General features: G+C 23.8%; 11 protein-coding genes. All 11 read left to right on the forward strand.

The features are described 5' to 3' along the window. Positions 1-138: 138 nt before the first annotated feature. The 11 genes from ACLFO7_RS01505 (at position 139) to lysS (ending at position 20,455) form a co-directional block, all read left to right on the forward strand. Complete coding sequence (locus ACLFO7_RS01505) at positions 139-1,971, forward strand: ABC transporter ATP-binding protein (RefSeq protein ID WP_412032587.1); 1,833 nt, start codon at positions 139-141, stop codon at positions 1,969-1,971. Continuing rightward, positions 1,964-3,862, forward strand: a complete 1,899-nt coding sequence (locus ACLFO7_RS01510) for an ABC transporter ATP-binding protein (protein ID WP_412032588.1) — start codon at positions 1,964-1,966, stop codon at positions 3,860-3,862. Before ACLFO7_RS01505 ends, ACLFO7_RS01510 begins: the two co-directional genes overlap by 8 nt. 471 nt (positions 3,863-4,333) lie before the next feature. Beyond that, positions 4,334-5,803 carry a hypothetical protein gene (locus tag ACLFO7_RS01515; protein ID WP_412032589.1) on the forward strand — a complete coding sequence of 490 codons (1,470 nt, stop codon included), beginning with the start codon at positions 4,334-4,336 and terminating at the stop codon, positions 5,801-5,803. Between the two features lie 29 nt (positions 5,804-5,832). Continuing rightward, positions 5,833-7,458, forward strand: coding sequence for an SGNH/GDSL hydrolase family protein (locus ACLFO7_RS01520; protein WP_412032590.1), 1,626 nt, complete (start codon positions 5,833-5,835; stop codon positions 7,456-7,458). 4 nt (positions 7,459-7,462) lie between these two features. Further along, positions 7,463-9,301, forward strand: coding sequence for a hypothetical protein (locus ACLFO7_RS01525; protein WP_412032591.1), 1,839 nt, complete (start codon positions 7,463-7,465; stop codon positions 9,299-9,301). 3 nt (positions 9,302-9,304) lie between these two features. Beyond that, positions 9,305-9,517 (forward strand): hypothetical protein, encoded by a 213-nt coding sequence (locus tag ACLFO7_RS01530; protein ID WP_412032592.1) that lies wholly within the window; start codon positions 9,305-9,307, stop codon positions 9,515-9,517. Between the two features lie 90 nt (positions 9,518-9,607). After that, complete coding sequence (locus tag ACLFO7_RS01535; protein WP_412032593.1) at positions 9,608-10,816, forward strand: SGNH/GDSL hydrolase family protein; 1,209 nt, start codon at positions 9,608-9,610, stop codon at positions 10,814-10,816. Positions 10,817-10,821: 5 nt separating this feature from the next. Further along, complete coding sequence (locus ACLFO7_RS01540; RefSeq protein ID WP_412032594.1) at positions 10,822-11,277, forward strand: SGNH/GDSL hydrolase family protein; 456 nt, start codon at positions 10,822-10,824, stop codon at positions 11,275-11,277. A gap of 272 nt (positions 11,278-11,549) precedes the next feature. After that, on the forward strand, positions 11,550-15,038 hold the full coding sequence (locus ACLFO7_RS01545; protein WP_412032595.1) for a lipoprotein 17-related variable surface protein: 3,489 nt from the start codon (positions 11,550-11,552) through the stop codon (positions 15,036-15,038). Then, a complete protein-coding gene (locus ACLFO7_RS01550; RefSeq protein ID WP_412032596.1) occupies positions 15,026-18,667 on the forward strand; it encodes a hypothetical protein in 3,642 nt (1,213 codons plus the stop codon). The genes ACLFO7_RS01545 and ACLFO7_RS01550 overlap by 13 nt, the downstream gene beginning before the upstream one ends. Before the next feature lie 282 nt (positions 18,668-18,949). After that, the gene (gene lysS / locus ACLFO7_RS01555) at positions 18,950-20,455 is read left to right on the forward strand and encodes a lysine--tRNA ligase (RefSeq protein ID WP_412032597.1); all 1,506 of its coding nucleotides are present in this window, start codon (positions 18,950-18,952) and stop codon (positions 20,453-20,455) included. Positions 20,456-20,468 lie beyond the last annotated feature (13 nt).

Genomic DNA, 20,468 nt, shown 5'->3' on the forward strand with positions numbered 1-20,468 from the left:
TTAAAATCAAATTCCTATAATATTAAAGTTATAGGAATTTTTATTTACTATCTACATATTTTTAAATGTAATTTTTATAATTGTGTTATCATTTAATAATCTTTTTTTAAAAGTGTTTATTATCTTAAAGGAGTTGCTATGTGAAAGTTATTCTCTTTTATAAGTACTAAATATAAAATATTAGCATTACTTGGTGTTACACTTGTTTTTTTAGGTGTTATAACAGATTTATTGGTTCCAAGTATGCTTGGTGGTTTAACGCAAACTTTGAGTGCACACTATGAACAAAAAATTGATCCTGACATAAAGACAGTTGATATAGTTTTTATTTATAAAGATTGAATAATGACTTTACCATTAGAAAAATCTTTATTAGTCTGTTCATTAATGATGGTTGGTTTTTCTGTTGCTGGAATAATTTTTGGATTAGCTTCTGTTTACATTGGAGCAAATGTTGCAGTTGAAGTTGCAAAAGTTACTAGAAATAATTTATTTAAAAAAATTCAAGGATTGTCAGCAAGTAATATTGCAAAGTTTGGTACATCTAGTTTAATTACTAGACTTACTAATGATATTGTACAAGTTCAAACAATATGAATACTTATGTTAGGTATGATGGTTAGAGCGCCATTCTTATTTATTGGTGGATTAATTTTTTCTTTATTAACAAGTCCATCATTATCAATATCTCTTGCTGTTATGATCCCAACAATGCTTGTTGTAATAATTATTTGTTCAATTAAGGTTATTCCTTTATTTACAAGAAATCAACAAATTTTGGATTCTATTAACAAAGTGTCGCGTGAAAATATTTTGGGTGTAAGAGTTGTAAAATCATTTAATTTAGAAGAAATTCAAAATGGTAAATTTAATGTGGTTAATGATGAATGACAAAAAGTTTCAACAAAAGCTTTTACAATATTAAACATTTTGATACCTATAATTACTTTTATTACAAATTTAGCAATGATGTCATTAATAATTATTGCAAAAGAGACTAATAATTTTGGAACAAATCAATCACCAAATATTGATGCTTTTAATATAGCAGCTAATGTTATTACTTTTAGTCAATATTTAGGTTATGTAACTGGTGGATTAATAATGACTGTAATGGTTTTAGTGTTAATGCTAAGATCAAGAATTTCAGCAATTAGAATCAATCAAGTATTAAATGAACAAGAAGATATTAAATTAAATAATTCAAATGTATTTATAGAAAAACCAAGTATTAAATTTGAAAATGTTTCATTTTCTTTTAACAAAGGTGCTGAAAATGCATTAACTAATATAAATTTTGAATTAAAAGAAGGGCAAACCCTTGGAATAATTGGACCAACAGGCAGTGGTAAATCTACAATAATTAATTTGTTATCAAGAATATATGAAACAACAGAAGGTTCAATTTATATTGATGATAAAAATGTTAATGAAATTAATTCACAAAATCTAAATGATTCAATTGGTCAAGTGTTACAAGAATCTATTTTATTTTCTGGAACTATAAAATCAAATTTACTTTTTGGGAAATTAGATGCTACAGATGAAGAAATTGATAAAGCTACAATGATTGCATGTGCTAGACCTTTTATTGAATCATTTGATGATAAATATGATCATGTTGTTGAACAACGTGGAAAAAATTTATCTGGTGGGCAAAAACAAAGATTGCAAATTGCAAGAGCTATTTTAAGACAACCTAAAATACTTGTTCTTGATGATTCAACAAGTGCACTAGATGCATTAACTGATAGAACATTAAGATCAAACATTAAAAAGTATATGAAGGGAACAACAACAATTATTATTGCTCAAAAAATAAATTCAATTAAAGATGCTGATAAAATTCTTGTTTTAGAAGATGGAAATATTGTAGGTCAAGGAAAACACAGTCAATTAATTAAAAGTTGTGCTTTGTATAAAGATATTGCTAATTCACAATTGAGCAAGGAGGAGCAAAAAAATGTCTAAGTTCAATAATAAATTTGTGCTGCAAAAAGCCAAAAATTCAAAGCACACACTTAAAAATATCTTTAAACGAATTGAAGGCAGAAAAGAATTAATTGTTATTTCTATAGTCTTTTCATTTATAGGAATTGGTTTATATTTATTTGCTTCAATTGCTTTTGGACAAATTATTCAATTCTTTTTTGTTCCAAAAATATCTTGAGATGAAAATGGATTAGGAAATACAGCGTTTTTAAGATTTCTTACTGGTGGATATAGTTGAGATGACCCAAGAGCATTCATTATATCAATTTTCATAATATTAGTTTGTTATTTAGTATATTGTTTATCTCAAACTTGTCAAAACATTTTAATGATTAGTATTTCTCAAAAAACGTCAGCAAAATTAAGAAAAGAAGTATTTGAAAAATTACAAAAAATGCCAATATCTTATTTTGATACTCATCAAAGTGGTGATTTAATGAGTAGAATGACAAATGATATTGATAGTTTGAGTCAAGGGTTAACACAAAGTTTAAGTCAATTTATTCAAAGTATTATAACAGTATTTATTTCTTTTGTAATAATGATAGTAATGAGTTCTTTCATTACACTAATTGCTATTGTAATATTGCCACTATTAATGAGTGCTAGTGTTATTTTTATTAAAAAAGCACAACCTTACTTTTTTAAGCAGCAAGAAAAAATTGGTGATTTAAATGGTTATATTGAGGAAATGATTAGTGGTCAAAAAATGGCTAATTTGTTAAATAAACAAGACTTTGTTGCTAATAAATTTTTTAATCTAAATAATGATATTGTTAAAACATCAATTATTTCTCAAACATACTCTGGTTTTATGTTTCCTTGATTTAGTTTTGTAAGTAATATTATTTTACTTGTGGTAAGTTGTATTGCAGTGGCTTTTGCGTTAAACAATATAATAGCAGGTGGTGTTGGTGGATTTGATGGTAGTGGAAAAATTACTATTGCATTTCTTGGCACATTTCCTTTGTTAGTTAGAAATTTAATCAATCCAATTAGTCAATTATTAAGTACAATGAATGTTGTTCAACAAGGTATTGCTGGAGCTGAACGTGTATTTGAAATTATAAATTTAGTAGAACCAAAAGATAAAAAAGATGCAAAAGAATTAACAAATGTTAAAGGACATGTACAATTTAAAAATGTTAATTTTGGTTATACTCCAGAAACACTAAATTTAAAAAATGCTAACATTGATGCTAAACCAGGACAAATTATTGCAATTGTTGGTCCAACAGGAGCTGGAAAAACTACAATAATTAATTTATTAACAAAATTTTATAATTACAATTCTGGTCAAATTTTTATAGATAATAATGAAATTACTGATATAAAAGAAAAATCTTGAAAAGATAATATTTCTATAGTTTTGCAAGATACATATTTATTTACTGAAACAATTAAAGAAAATATTAGATATGGTAATTTAGATGCAACAGATGAAGAAGTTATAGAAGCAGCAAAAATTGCCAATGCTCATCATTTTATTATGCAATTTGAAAATGGATATGATACTGTTTTAACTTCTAATGGTAAAGATTTATCACAGGGGCAAAGACAATTATTAGCTATAGCACGTGCTGTTATTTCTAAATCAAATATTCTAATATTAGATGAAGCAACAAGTTCTGTTGATACAAGAACTGAGGTTAATATTCAGTCAGCAATATTGAGACTTATGAAAGGAAGAACTTCATTTGTAATTGCTCATAGATTATCAACTATAAAAAATGCTGATCAAATTTTAGTTATAAATGATGGTACTATTATTGAAAGAGGTAATCACAAATCATTATTAAAAATTAAGAATGGTTTTTATGCAAAATTGTATAATTCACAATTTAAAAATAATGTAATTGCTGACGAATAAATTATTTTTTACTCAATAGAATTTCTATTGAGTTTTTTATTTTAAATGTTAAATATTTATTTAATAATTATTTTAATTATTATGAGTTAAAATTAAGGTAATGGTAAGATGGTATTTAGCATTTGTTATTTATTCTAAAATATAGTTTTTTAATAAATTATGTCTTACTATGATAAATAATAAATTAGGAGAACTAATAAAAAAGTTTATTAACTTTTTTGAGTTTTAGTGATTTTATTTTATTAATTGATAATTGCTTTTTTGTTAAATGTCTTTATACAAAATTGCATAAAATATTTTATGTTATAAGTAAAAATATTCTATAAGAATAAAATAAGAGATTATTTCTATATTTTATTAAATTGAAATAAATAGTATTTTAATAATTTAAATTTTTATAAAGCAAATCTTAAAAATATTTTATTTCTCCTATAACTAATTAATAAATTGAAATTAATTTAGGAAATTATTATGAACAGAAAAAGAGAAGAAGTCATAAGATCAATTGAAAAAGATATTGATTTTGAAAATGTAAAAAAAGAACCAATTCTTAATAAAGAAAATCAAACAATTAATGATGTTTCTAATAATGATGCAGACAAATATAAAAGTAATGTTGTAACTTTTGGAGATGTTGATAATAAACACAAAAATAAAAATGTTCAAATAATTAGTTTTAAAGATTCTATTAAGAAAAATTTTAATTTACAAAGATATCAAAAAATGGAGACAAATATTGCATGAGTTAAAATACTTGCAATCTTACTTGTTGTGTTAACACACACAATTCAGTCTTCATTAGGTTGAGCAGCTATAAATGGTGGATCAGTTACTGAAATTTATCAATATGCTGGTAATAATGCTTATGCATTGCATTTTTTCCAAATTTTATCAATTCCATGTGTTAATTTGTTTGTTGTTGTTTCTTGTTTTCTTGAGAACAAGTCCATGAAGATTAAGTTTTATAAGCTAATAAAAATGTATTTATTGATTACATTTATATTGCTTATGATGACTGCAATTAAGTGAGCTATTTGGCCACAAAAAATTAGTACTGAGGAATGAGTTAATGCAATTATTTGATTCTATATAGAAGACCCATGATATTTCACTGCTTATTTTGCTTTCCTATTGATTGTTCCTTTTGTAAACTATATGTTTAAAAAATTAACTTTAAATGGAATAAATGTTGCATTCTTTGTTGTGATAATAGTGTTCTTGCTATGAAAATTTTTAGCAATGTTATTTGGCACAGGATTATGAGATGGCTCTTTGGGTATAGTTCTTTCAACAAAAATAAAAGATGCTGTTACAAATCGTGGTTATAATGTAATTAACTTTTTAGTTATCTATGTTGTTGTTCAATGAATTATTGCTCATAATTTCTTTGCTAGATGAAAATGATGAGGATGATTACTAATATATATTGTAAATTTTGGTATTCAATATTTGATGATTGTTTGAACATATTCAAATATGCTGTATGAATATTCAAATCCTTTTGTAATCATATCAGCAATATCATTATTTGGATTGTTTTATAATATCAAAGTAAAAAATAATGCATATGTTAATTACATTTCAACATTAACAATGTTTATATTTCTATTCCATTGAAATGCTTTGGGTAAAACTTTTATCTTATACAACCAAGTAAATGCTGATCTTGGAAATATGTGATTATCAAGTATAATGCAAACACTGTTATATCAAAAGACAGTGTTCATGTTTGGGTTATGAGTTGGAACTCCAGAACAATGATCAGCTTATGTATTATTAATTTTTGCTGTATTGTTTTTAGCATTATTAATGATATCAATAACATTTGATATGATTTGTCGTTTTGTTACATCTATCCCTTGATGACAAAAAATGGTGCAATGAAACAAAGATTTACTAAAACTTGATCGTTTTGAAAATTTGTTTGTTGATGACAAGTAGAAAATTATAACTTTAAATAAGGAGTTTTTATGAAATTAAAAAAAAGTTTATTTTTACTTCCATTTGTTTTGCCAGTTATTGCAGTTCCATTAACATCATGTAAAGAATCAAATTTTTCAGATTTATCATTAGGAGCATCAATTCAAAATAATATGAAACAAGCAAGAGTGTTTGCTAATAATTTTGCTTTTTTTGGTGGTGATGATGTTTCATATACTAACTATGATTTATATGATAATAATGGATATAGAAATCAAGTTGAATTATTTGAAGATTATACAAGAGTATCTTCTCCTTACAAATTAGAAAGCGATGTAACTAAATTAAAATATATTTATGGCAAAAGAGTTATGTTTGATGTAACATCTCCAGGATATACAATTAAAAATGCTGTTGATATGTTTGACAATGTTACTAAAAGTTATGATATTTTAACAACTATTTATAATGTTGATACAAAAGATGTAAATGATATTGATGTAAATGATTTTAAAAATTATTTAAAAACATTTATAGATAAGTCTTTATCATTAAGAAATGATACAGGAATGGTTATTATTAAAAATCATTATCAAACTAATAATGATTCTTTTAATAATAAAAACCAATTGATAAGTAATGCTATTCAAGAAACAATTGCAAAAAATTATTGAGATAATCCTAAAAAACTTAACCGTATTAATGTTGTTAATCATGCTGAAATGTCATCTAAAAAAACTATTATTTCACCAACAGAAAAATTTGTTGATTTATGTATAAATGAAAATGGAACATTGAATCAATATGGACAATTAGAATTGTTTAATCAATCTATACAATCATTGTATCCAGATGCTATTGATCCATTAACTAGAAATTTGACAGGTTCTTATATTAATTATTCTCAACCTACACATAATTTATCATCTGGTAATTCATATGTTGTAGTTGATGAAGCACAAAAAGATAAAGTGGCAAATTTTCAATCTTATCTAAAAGGATTAAATAGTGCTAAATGATATTTTTTTGGGGATTCATTGACATGTGCATCATATAATACAAAAGGATATAAAAGTTATGTAGATTATTTAAGATATTTAATAAAAAATGAGCATAATAGAAAAAATGATGTGTTCATAAATGGTGGCGTTTATGGAGGAACATATACTGGTGAGTTTTCATTTATGAATGTTTTATTTACAAAATATAAACTTGATGTTTTCCATGTTATGATGGGTACAAATGATTTAATAAGTTATAAATCTGATTCTACTGGACAAAATGCTGCTACATATATTCAAACTAATATTCAAAAAACATATGAAGAATATAAAAAAATTAATCCAAATGGATGATTTATAATATCTTCTATACCAAATTATTATCTTCAAACATCTAATATTAATAATTTAAAAACATCTGTAACAAAATCTAATGAAGCACTTAAAAATTTTGCTCAAGATAAAGCTGATGTTCTTTATATAGATTCAACATCTTCTATTGATCGTGTTATTCAAAGTGATATTGGTAATACAACAACAAATTCTGCTTTAATGCAACAACTTTTTGCTGCTGATAATGTTCATTACAATACTAATGGATATATAATCATAACAAAACAACTTTTATCTGGTCTTGGTTTTGATTATTCTAAAAGTAAATTTTTAGATTTCTAAATTTATGAAATTAACTAATATAATTGTATCCTTGCAATTTGCTTTTTCTAGTTTATCATTTGCAACATTACATTTAAATAATAATATTGAAAATGTTGTTGAAAACAAAGTATTATCACAAAAAAATAGTGATAATAAATTTGATCAATGAATAAACAGCATTCAAAGTAGTAGTCTTAATAATAATATTCAATTATTTATAACTCGCGATGTTTCTTTAATTTATCAACAAGCATTAATAGCTACAAATTACATGTTAATAAATAATAAAGTAAATGGAAGTCAAAATGTAAATAAATATTATTGATTAGTTAATGAAAAAGATTATGATAGTAATAAATGAAATTTTAATTATTATAGAGAAAATTATAATAATTTAAACATTATTACCAATACATATGATTTAAATCATGCTATTAATCATCCATATGATAATTGACTTGATTCAACAATGATTTTTGAACTAATAAATTATTTTAAAATGATTTTTAATGAATCATTTAAAATTGATTTATGGATATCTGATATTAATATAGAAGAATTATGAAATGGTAGCAATGATAATTCAAACAGTTTAGCATTTTATGAGATGTTAAAATATACTAATAAAATTAATGTTATTTCTGATGGAAATTATCAAACTAAATATTTTGCTTTAAACTTTGTTGAGAGATTAAATAGTCTAAAAAGTCAATTATCAAAAGTTGATGCTAATAAAAAAATTAATGATTATAAAAATGATATTAATAATAGCTTATATAATGAATTTAAATCTACATCAATTTATGATTTTTTATTAGATAATTCTTATATTAATATTTTTAATATAGCAAGTTATTATAATTCGCCATATTATAAATTAACATCAGGATATAATTTTTATCAAGTTTATGAATATCAATATGATTACTATAGCATGGCCAATTTATTATTTAATAAAAATAATGAAGCAAAATATTTTAATGATTTTGTTAGCTTATATGAAAGATTTTTTAATTGATCTAATATTAATTCTTTTGAAGATTTAATTTTGGAAAATAAAGATTTATATGACAAAAATAAGAAAAATGTTATTTATATTGGAGATTCTCTAATAACAGATGAAAGTGAGTTTTATCCTCAAAGAAAAGAAGAACTAAATAAAATAACAGAAGCAATGTTGAAAAAATACAACCCTAAAGAATACAATTGAATTTTTAAAAATCATCCACGTTATACTTTAGAAGTTCAAAAATATTTAAATTCATTTATGTTTAATAAAAATTTTAAACCAATTTATTTAAAGAATTTTCCTTGAGAAATGTTTTTGTCTTGAGATAATAAGAAACAAAAAGAAGATAGTAATTATCAACCTTTTTTTGGAAATTCAGTAAATTTATCAGAGAATACAAAAACTATTTTAACTGGTTTGCAATATTCATCTACTGTTATTGAAACAACATGATTCTTTTTAAAAAATGTATATAATCTTGATGATTTTTCAGCATACAATTCTATAAATGCTAATAATTTTCCAATTGCTGCAACTTTTGATATTATTAGGCCAACAAAAATATATAATTTTAATCCAAATCAAAATTATTTAAAAAATTATCAAGGTATTGTTGATATTCATGAACCTTTTTATCAATTACATAATTTCTATGATTATAAAAATGATTTAATGGATTCAAAAACTTATATTAACAATCAAGGAATAGATTATACCTATCCTACTAAAAATAATTCAACAATTTTATTTGCTATTATTGGCACAATTGTATTTATTGGTATTATAATCATAGTAGTGGTAATCTTTATCAAAATTTATGTTAACAAAAAGAAAAAAAATACTAAAGGATAATTTATGAAATTTAGTTGAAAATATATTTTATTATTACCAATATTTGGACTATTGTTTGTTCTTCCAATTGCATTAACTTCATGTGATGATCCTGCAACGTTTTTTCAAAAATATGGTCAAGGGCAAAGCAACAATGGAAATAATTCTAGTAATACTGATAATGAAGAAGATGATGGTGGTTCTTCTGGGCCAGTTATTCCAAGTTCTCCATATTAGTAAATTTATTTATAAAAAGCAACAAACTATTAGTACATATTTGTAACATATCTAGTTTGTTGCTTTTTGTTTTTTAACAAAGGTGAATTTATGAGAGTTTTTAAAAAAATGCTTTTATCATTATCAATCTTTAGTTTATCATTTCCTATAATTGTCTCAGGATGTTCTATTAAAAAAGAAATTGGATATAAAAATTATGAAGAAATTTCAAAAATTTTTTCATCTTTAAAATTAGGCTCAGAAATTGTTACTAATGCAAAAACAGTTAAAGTTATTTTTAATAATTTTGGATTTTTTGGCGGTTCTGACATTTCAGCAGATATTTATGATTGATTTAAAGATGATGGTTATAAAAATCAGATAGAATTATTTGAAATTTATCAAAAATGAAAAGGGCCATATGATTTACAAGGTGAATATGCTAATGTTAAATACACTTATGGTAAAAGAGGTTTTTTTGATTTCAGTCATTCAAATTACACTATTAAAAATGCTGTAGAAATTTTTGATGGTGTAACAAAAGAAAATGATATTTGAACAACAATTTATAATATTGACACAGATGATGTATTAAATGTTAATGAAAATGATTTCAAAACATATTTAAAATTATTTATTGATAAATCTTTATTGTTAAGAAACAACACTGGAATGGTAATAATTAAAAATCATTATTATACTAATGATAATGAATTTAATAAAAAAAATAGTCTAGTCAATAATTATATAAAAGAAGTAATTGTAGAAAACTATAAAAATGATCAAAGTAAATTAAATAGAATTAATTTTGTAGATCATACTAGTATTACACAAAATAATCCATTTGTTTTAAATCAAGATCAAAAATTTGTTGATTTTTGTTTTATTGAAAATAACAAATTAAATGCATATGGCAATTTAGAAATGGTTTATGATTTAATTAAAACAATTTACCCAGAGTCTGTTGCTCCTCCCATACAAAATATAAGTATAGATTTACTTGAAAACAATAAACCTGATCATAAAATAACTGGTGATAACAAATATGTTATTCAATATTTGCAACAATCAAATAAAATGAATAATTTCCAAAAATATTTGAGCAATTTAAATAAAGCAAATTGATATTTTTTGGGTGATTCAATAACTGCAGGTAGTATGAATACAAAAGGTTATAAAACATATGTAGATTATTTAAAATCGCTAATAAAAACTGATTTTAAAAGACCTAATGATTTGATTGTTAATGGTGCAGTGTATGGCGGAACTATAAAGATGAATATAATTTTAAAGATGTTCTCTTTAATAAATATAAGATAGATGTTATGAGTGTGTTGCTAGGAACAAATGATCTTGCATCACTTGATCAATCAACTATTGATACTGAAGCTGCAAAATATATTACAGAGAAAATAACAATGACACATGATTATTTTAAAAAAAGTAATCCAAATGGATGAATGTTTGTTTTATCTATTCCATGTTATTATAATTCAAGAGCGTCAAATAAAAATCTTCAAGAAGGTGTTAAGAATGCTAATAATGCATTAAAAGAATTTGCAGATAGTAAAGAAGATGTTTTATATATTGATGTAAAAGCATCTATTGATTATGTTGTAAAAAATAACTTTAATAATGAAATTACAAACACCAATCTAATGGTGCAAATTTTTGATCAAGATTTTCTACACTTTAATACAAGTGGACATATTATTTTTGCAAAACAAATTTTGACAAATATTGGTTTTGATTATTCAAAGAGTAAGTTTATGAATTTTTAATTTATAGCAATAATTTTTAAAAATTATTTATTCTATATATGAAGTGTTATTAAACACTTCATTTTTTTATGATTACCATTTTATAAAATATGTAATTTTTTATTTTGCTTTAGAAAGTTTAAAAAATGTGAATTTAAAATATTTTATGTTTTAATTTAATTGGAAAAAAGGATTTAAAAATTTAATTTTGAAAATAGGAAGTAAAAAATATGCTCTATTGTTAAAATATAGCACTTTTTTACTATTATCTATTTCTCAAAAGGGAGAATATTATGAAGAAAAAAGAGTGAGTTTTTTCAACTTTTTTTGCTGTTGTGCCTCTTTGCTTAATTGGTTCAACATTGGCTATACCACCTATTAGTGTTGATAATAGTTTGTCTATAAATAATAGTGATAAAAAAGTGTTTGGAAACAATCTAACAGATCATCAAAAAATAAATAAAATTTATAATGATGCTTATTCTGAACCTATTTCAACAAATGATGGATTTTTAGGAATGTCTGTTGATAAAAAAGTTATTGTTTTTACATCTTATGGTGGGATTGAGATGTGAAAATTTGATTTAACAAGTAATACAGATTTTGCTGGAATATATAAACATCAATATCCAACAGAAGATATAAATAGTGTTACAATAAAATCTTTAAAAATGATAACAGTTAACAATAAGAATATAATTGTTTTATTGGTATCTAATGCTAATTATGAAAAAGGACTAGTTTTTGGATTAGATGCAAGTATTGGAACAATTTTTGATCCAATTAATACTGTAGCCATAAACAAAGATTATTCATTACTTTCTTATAAAACACTTGATGGCGCTAATTTATTATTTGAAAATAGTAGCGGAAATATTTTAGTAACAAGTGATGGTAAGTGACTTGATTCAAATGTAATAGTTGATAATTCAAATACAAGCAAGCAAAAAAAAGGATATTTTAATACTACATCATTAGTTATTCTAGATAATAAGGGAGTAACTGGTTTTAATAATGTTAATAATAAAGGTATTGGGCTTAAATATACAGCTCCTTCAGTTAATAATGGAACTGTTACAGATTCAGCAATTGACCAAAATACAAACTATTTATTGTATGCAATCATTCCTGGGAAAAAGAATTCTGGAATAAATTTAGCTATAATGTATTACCCAAAAAAACTTAATACAAGTTGACAATTACTTACTCATTTAATATTAGTTGATGATTCTATGAACCCAATTATGCAAACTAATGATAATGGTGATTTAGATTTTGTAGAAATTTCTGCAAGTAATAACACTCCATTAGTTTACAACATAACATCTACTAGTGAGTTTACTTCAATTGATATGATTCCTCATTATGGATATCAAGTTAATTCAAATGATGATAAATCAAGATTTTTGGTTGTTTATTCAGGAAAAGAAAATTATGCTGTCCAATATGCTGTTTCAAAAGATAGTAATGGTAAATATACTATTGCAGGTGAAAAAGGTGGAGACATGCAAAATGGTAATAATGATCATGATGTTTTATACTTTAGTTATAATAAAACAACTAATCGTTTATATACTTCTAATAAATGATCTAATAATTCAACAAAAGCATTAATTGGTTATATTGATTTTAATCAAAATGTTACACAACCAACATCATTATTAAATTATAATGCAGTTATAACTTCAGCAAATGGTGGAAATCAAACTTATGTTCCATCAATTGTATCTGTTGTAAGTGAGAATGCTTTAACAAATTATCCATTAGTATATGCTGATCCAAATCCTTCTAATAATGATGCATCAGATACGTATTTTAATACACTATTTGGATATTATGATAATGTTGGTCAACCATTTAGATTAAATCAATTGACATATAAAGATCAGCAAAGTGAATTTGAAAAACAATCTTATTACAAAACAAAATTACCATCTACAATAACAGAAAATGAATTAATTAGTTTATTAGATATAACAGGTCAATCTAATAATAATTTACCATCTGTACCATCTAATTCACAAAGTTATTTAAACAAAGAAGTTAGTATTAATGCTGATGATGTTAATGGTGTTTTAGATGCAACTTATACTGTTACTTATCCAAATTTTTATAATCCATCAACAAGCTCAACTATTAAAATAAATTCTATTTTAACAATGGGAGAAGCAAATAAAACTAATGGTAAATATTTGTATTTAGTAACAAATGGAAATGGTACTGAAGATAATAACCAAAAGTATAAAGAAATAGCTGAATTAAAGGCAAAAAATTTACCAAGTCAAATCACAAAACAAAACATAATTGATAAATTTTTAATGAGTAATGTTTATGATAAACAAGGGAATAAGATAACAATAACTTCTGATGAAATTACACTTATTCAAAATGACTCTTTAGGAGAATTAGAAGTAACAGTTGATGTATCTAATAAAACTATTGAAGGATATAGTAAATATCAATTGGATAGAGTATCAAATAAGTATACAGGTTTTAGAAAAATTGAAGGTTATAACTCTAGAATTAAAACACAAGAAGAAATTGAAAGTTCATATAAAAGTGTTTTTGGAAAAGAACTTTCATCATTATATCCAAGTGAAATAAATGATATTGATGTAATAAATTATTTTGTTGATCTTGGTTCTAGTTTTTCAAGAGATATAGAAAAATGAAATGTTGCATTTACACCAAATAATCTTGATGGAGAATTAACAATTTCATTAACATCAACAGATAATTCAATCCCTTCAAGTATTGATAAAAATATAATTAAAGATGTTAAATTTTTAGGATTTAAAAAAGCTATTGATGAATTAAAAAAACCTATTACACTTGCTAAATCTACTTCATCAAATATAGCAGATGAATTTAAAAAATATGAAACAGCTTATAATGAATTTATAAAATATACATCAAGTGATGATAATTATAGTAATGCAAGATTAGAATTGTTAACAACAGGCTTGATGAAAAGTGTATCATCTACATCATTGTTTGCAAAAACAGATTGAAAAATTTCATTAATTGGTGAGGCTACATCACATGCAGCTAAATTAAAATTTGAGTTAAAAGATAATGCAAAAGCTATTATTAATGTAGGTACTGGTAATGCTGATTTTGTTTTAACTGAAAGTGATAAACAACAGTTAATAAATAATGCTGATATTACATATCCAATTGAGTTAAATTGAGAAACAGTGCTATCAGATCAAAGTTTTGTATGATTAAAACCAAATTTTTCAGATAGCAAAGAAGAAGAAAATTTTAATCCAAATAGTGATGTTTTATCAATTGATTTATCAAAAGCTAGTTTAAATTCAATAAATAGTGATATGTATGCTAATCAAGTTACTAGTGAGAAAATTTTAAATTTATTTTCATTATCATATTTTGATGTAAAGGATTTTTCTTTAATGATAGATAATCAACGTGGAATAGTTAATGCCACAATGGTTATTGTTTCAAATCCAAATTCTTCTAATTCAAAAAAACAAATAAACTTTAAATCTAATGTTAATGTTGGTGTAAATCCTGGTGATCAAATTCTAAAAAAGATAATTATTACTGGTTTTAAAAAACCAATTAATCCTATATATTTTGTTATTCCATCTGTTGCAGCATCTGTAATAATAGTTCTTGTTGTTGTATTGATTGTGTATTTTAAAGTTATCAAAAGAAATTTACGTAAAACATTAACTAACACACATACAAAAAATAAAAGAGTTGATTTTAACTCAATGAAAAATAATAGTAAGGAAGGAAAAATGCCATGAAGAAAATAAAATTATTAAAAGTTATTCCTTTCTTTGCTACTGTGGGATTAATTGCACCAATTCCATTTATTGGTGTTACAAATCAAATAAATACATTAAACATAATGAGTAATAATCTTAGTTCTAATACTAGTAATAGTGAAATTATTAATACAAATAAACAACATATTGGATTTGTTGAAAAAACAACAAAACATGGGATTTTAAATTATGCATTAGATACAACAAATCAAATTGTTAATTCTAATTCATCTATTTCTTCATATAGTCATTTTGGAACATTATTATGACAATATAATTTTAGAGATTCTAATTTTTTTAATCAGATTGGAGCAACACAAGGATCAAAAGTTAATACTGAAGTAATTGAAACATTTAGTATTAGATATAACTCAAGTTTTGATCAAGTGATTGTTTATGGAAAAACTAAAGGATCAACATCTGGATTTTTATTTGCATTAGATGCTAAAACAGGTGCTGAAGTTTTAGTATCACAAGGTGATACAAAATATATTGATTCTTTTTTAGTTCAAAATAGATATAATCAAAATGAAAAAACTAGATTACCTTTCACTCCTGATATTTTAGATTTTGATAAAGATGGAAACATTGTTATTTCTGCAAGACAAACAATTACAAATTTGTTGACTTCTGGAATAATAAAAATTAGTCCAAGAACTTTAACAATTAGTACATGTAAATTAAATAATGACATGTTTAAAATTAATACATCTGGTACAATTGATGACTCTGTTTTATTAAATGATAAAATAGCAATTCAATCTTTAGGACATGTTAAAGATAATTTGCATTACATTTTATTTGTTAATTCAGATTCTACAAACACAACTTATGCTAATGCTATTCAAGAAATGACAATTTTCTTTGTTAATTTAAATTTTCAAAATTATTATTCATATAATGCAACCGGAAATAAAAAACCTATATTTTACAATTTTTCTAGAATGTCAAAGTATTCAAATGATAATACAAGTGCTGATAAAAGAAGAATTACATTTGGTAAAGATTGAACAACTGAGGGTTATCCAAAAAATGAATTAGATTCAATAACAGAAAAAGATAATGCATCAATTCATTATAGTATTAAAATGAATGAAAACACTTTACCTGAAAAAATGACAATCAATTATCAAAATTTAGTTAGTACAGGTTTTGTGACTCATAGTGATACAAATCAATTTTCAACAATTTCATTTTTACATGGATCAACAGTTAATAATTCACTTTCAATGATGTCAAGAATTTCAGTGGATTCAAGTAAATTTACTAATCAACTTGAAATATCTAAAACTGAAGTTGGAAATATATTATCAACTGATGCAAAAGTAAATCTTACAACAAGATTATTTAAAGAAAAAAACAATAGTACTGAAAATTTTTGGTATCTATTTAATTCATTTACTTTTGATACTATCAATAATGCAGCATATGCAACAATAGCTTATAATGCTGAAAATACAGGTATAAAAAGTTCTATTATTAGAATTGATTTAAATACAATGGAATATAATGGTTTAAATACTATTAATATTACTACTGGAATCAAAGAAAGATATTTAGATGGTGGTATTATAAGTTTTTCAGATACAAAAGGAAAAACTAGATTAATGTTACAATCTGTAGAGAATACTACTCCAACACTAATTGGAATGTATTCTGACAATACAAATATTACTAATGTTAGTGATTTTACAATAGGTAATATAGATATTCCAACTTTGAATAATCCTCAAGATTTAGCACAATCAAAACAATTGCTTGCAAAATTGCCTCAAGACCTTACAGATCAAGAAATCTTGAGTTTAATTGAGTATGGAAATGGTTATACAAAAGAAACTACTACTAAAAATAAATCAACAACTTCTACAACACTTGTAAAAAGTTATAGAGTTTCTTTAGAAAAAAAGAATGATCAAAATTTCTTTGCAGATAATGATAAAGGTACATTAAAATTTACAGCTGTTGCAAATTTTAAAAAATGATGAGATCCAAATAGTAATGAATATTATCAAATAAATATACCAACACAAACTATTACAAATTTTTATACTAATAACTCACTTTCTATAAAACAGGTAATTGGTCCTGAAATTGATAGTCAAAAGTATAGAGAAGTTCAAAATTTAATAGAAACAGTTTATCCAAGTAATGTTACTAAAGAACAAATTTATAATAATTTTTTTGTTTTTGGTTCAACAACTAATACGATGATTACAACATCAAATATTGAAATTAAAAAAGCTACATATAATCCAAATGAAACAATGAATAATAATATTTACATTTTAGCTTTTGCTGATGATAATACTGGTATATTAACTATAAAATATAAAAATCCACACACAAGCAATACTTTAGATGCTCAATATAGTTCAGGAGTTAATTCTTACATCTTTAATAGAAAGTTAAACAATTATGATGAAATAAAAATTAATGAACAAAAACTTGCATCATTATCATCATCTAAAACATTATATGAATTGACAAAAACAGATATTTTAAATGCTTTAACAATTTCAAGTGGATATAGTACTAATTTAGATAATTGAAACATTACTGGTGTTGGTTCTAACTCTACTTTAGATGATGCTTGAGAGGGTACACCAAATATAACAATCTCTTATATTAGAAGACCAAATGTAGACCCAGATGAGTCTATAAAACCAACTTTTAATGAGATAACAATTAATTCAACTAATACAAAATTCATACCATTAAAATCAGTATTTTCAAATTATAAAAAAATTGAAAATACTTCAAGCGGTTTATTTTCATTTAATAGTCAAGTTGCAAATAAATTAATACAAAACCGTCAAGCTGAAGAGATTATTAATGAAATATCAAGTGGTAATTTAGATATTTTTAAAAATTCTTTGATTATTAAAAATGATTTAATAGATTACAATAATCTTGAAATAAGACTAATTTCAAATCAAGGGGATAGTTTACAATATGGAATTAAAATTCCAGAAGATGCTCAAACTAATATTACTTTTGGAAATACAAAATTAAAACTAAATAATGATATAGTTAATAAAATAAATTCAAATAATGATACAACATCCCCAACAAATGAAACTTTTACTTTATTTGTAATTACTCTTACTATAACAAGAACTAACTTTCAGTGAAATCATAATTTATCAAGTGATTCATCATCTGTAAAAGCTTCTTCTATTAAAATTAGTAATCCATATCAAAATCTACCTTCTAAATATATGGAAAAATTTACAAAAGATTCATCACAAGGTTATATACAGTTTCAAAATGAAACACAATTATTATCTATTCCTAATGCAGTAAATGATCCATATTCAAATTATGTGATTAAAAATGTTGATTTATCAAGTAATGATTTTAATGGAGTATTACTTGTAAGTTATGATTTATACTACCCAGAATTACAAGCATCAAGAATTGCTACCATGAGTATTAGTGGATTTTTATCAACAACAATAATAATTGCTTTTTGATCAAGTCTTATTATATTGATAGGAATTATTATTGCATCTATTTGAATATCAATACATGTAGCTAAATCAAAAGACAAAAAATATAAAGTATTTAGTTCAAATAATTTTTATAAAAATTTTAAAAAATCTAAAAAAATAAAATAATTTTTATATTTATTTTATTTAAAAAATTATTATTTTTTATAACAATAGGTATATAATAATATTTATAATTAGGATTTTATTATGATTAGTTACACATTTAACAAAAACAAAAAAGGATTTAAAAAAGAAAGTAAATTACAAATTTAACTTTCTACTTTTTTGTTGCATAACTAATTAATAATACTTACAAACAATGTACTAGTTATTGTAGCAAAGCAATAACTAGTATTTTTTTATTGATTCTAATTATAATTATTTTGTTGTATAGGAAGGATAAGTTTTATGAACAAGAATAATAGAGTATTTAATGACCAAGAGAAAATACGACGTGAAAAGTTGTCTCAATTACAAAGTTTAAATATGGATCCATATTCTGTTGAATATGTTAGAAGAACATTAAATTTGGGTGAATTTAGACAAAAATATGCAAGTTTAAAAAATGAAACACATTCAAAAGATAATCATGTTTTAGTTGGTAGAGTTATGAACTTAAGACAAACTTTTGGGGTTATAAAAGATTTTTTTGGACAACTGCAATTTTATTTGAATAAAAAAGAATTAGATGAAAAAGTATTTAATTATTTCAACAAATATGTAGATATAGGAGACATTGTTGAGATTAAAGGAAACCCATTTGTAACCATGAAAGGTGAGTTATCTTTAAATGTAAAGGAAATAAGAATTGTTTCAAAATCATTAAAACCACTTCCAGAAAAATATCATGGTTTACAAGATGAGGAATTAAGAGCAAGACATAGATATGTTGATTTAATTACAAATTCAGAATCTATGGAAACATTTGTTCTTAGAAGTTTAATTGTAAAATATATTAGAAATTTTATGGATGGAAATGGATATTTTGAAGTTGAAACACCTGTTTTACATCCCATTTTAGGTGGTGCAAATGCTAGACCTTTTAAAACTTTCCATAATGCTTTAAAAAGAGATTATTATTTGAGAGTAGCAACTGAATTACCACTTAAAAAGCTTATTGTGGGTGGTTTTGATAGAGTATATGAAATTGGTAGAATTTTTAGAAATGAAGGAATGGATGCTACTCATAATCCTGAATTTACTTCAATGGAAGCATATACTGCTTATCAATCAATGGAAGATACAATGGATTTAGTTGAAAATATTTTTCATTATGTTGCCCAACAATTAAAAGTTAAAGAAATTCAAATACCAGCTAAAGATGAAAATGGACCTTTAGGACCAAAAATTGAAATAGCTAAGAAATTTAAAAGAATTAGAATGACAGACTTTGTTAAAGAAGTAACTGGTGTTGATTTTGATAAAGTAAAAGATGATAAAGAAGCATTAGAAATTGCTAAGAAACATAATGTTCAATTTGAAAAGCACCAAAAAACAAAAGGACATATTTTGAATTTATTTTTTGAACAATTTTGTGAAGAAAAATGTATTCAACCTACTTTTGTTTGGGGGCATCCAACAGAGGTTTCTCCACTTTCTAAAAAAGATTATCAACGTCCAGGATATACAAAAAGATTTGAACTTTTTATAAATACAAAAGAATATGCAAACGCTTTTGCAGAACTTAATGATCCAATAGACCAATATGAAAGATTTGAAGATCAAATTAATGAAAAAGAATTGGGTAATGATGAAGCTGTAGAAATGGATATGGATTTTATAGAAGCTTTAGAATATGGTTTACCACCAACTGGTGGATTAGGAATTGGTATTGATCGTCTTGTAATGTTATTTTCAAATAAATTAACTATTAGAGATGTACTATTATTTCCTCACATGAAAGACAAAATATAAACATAATATTAAT

The sequence above is a fragment of the Malacoplasma muris genome (assembly GCF_046774425.1).
Taxonomy (GTDB): domain Bacteria; phylum Bacillota_I; class Bacilli_A; order Mycoplasmatales; family Mycoplasmoidaceae; genus Malacoplasma; species Malacoplasma muris.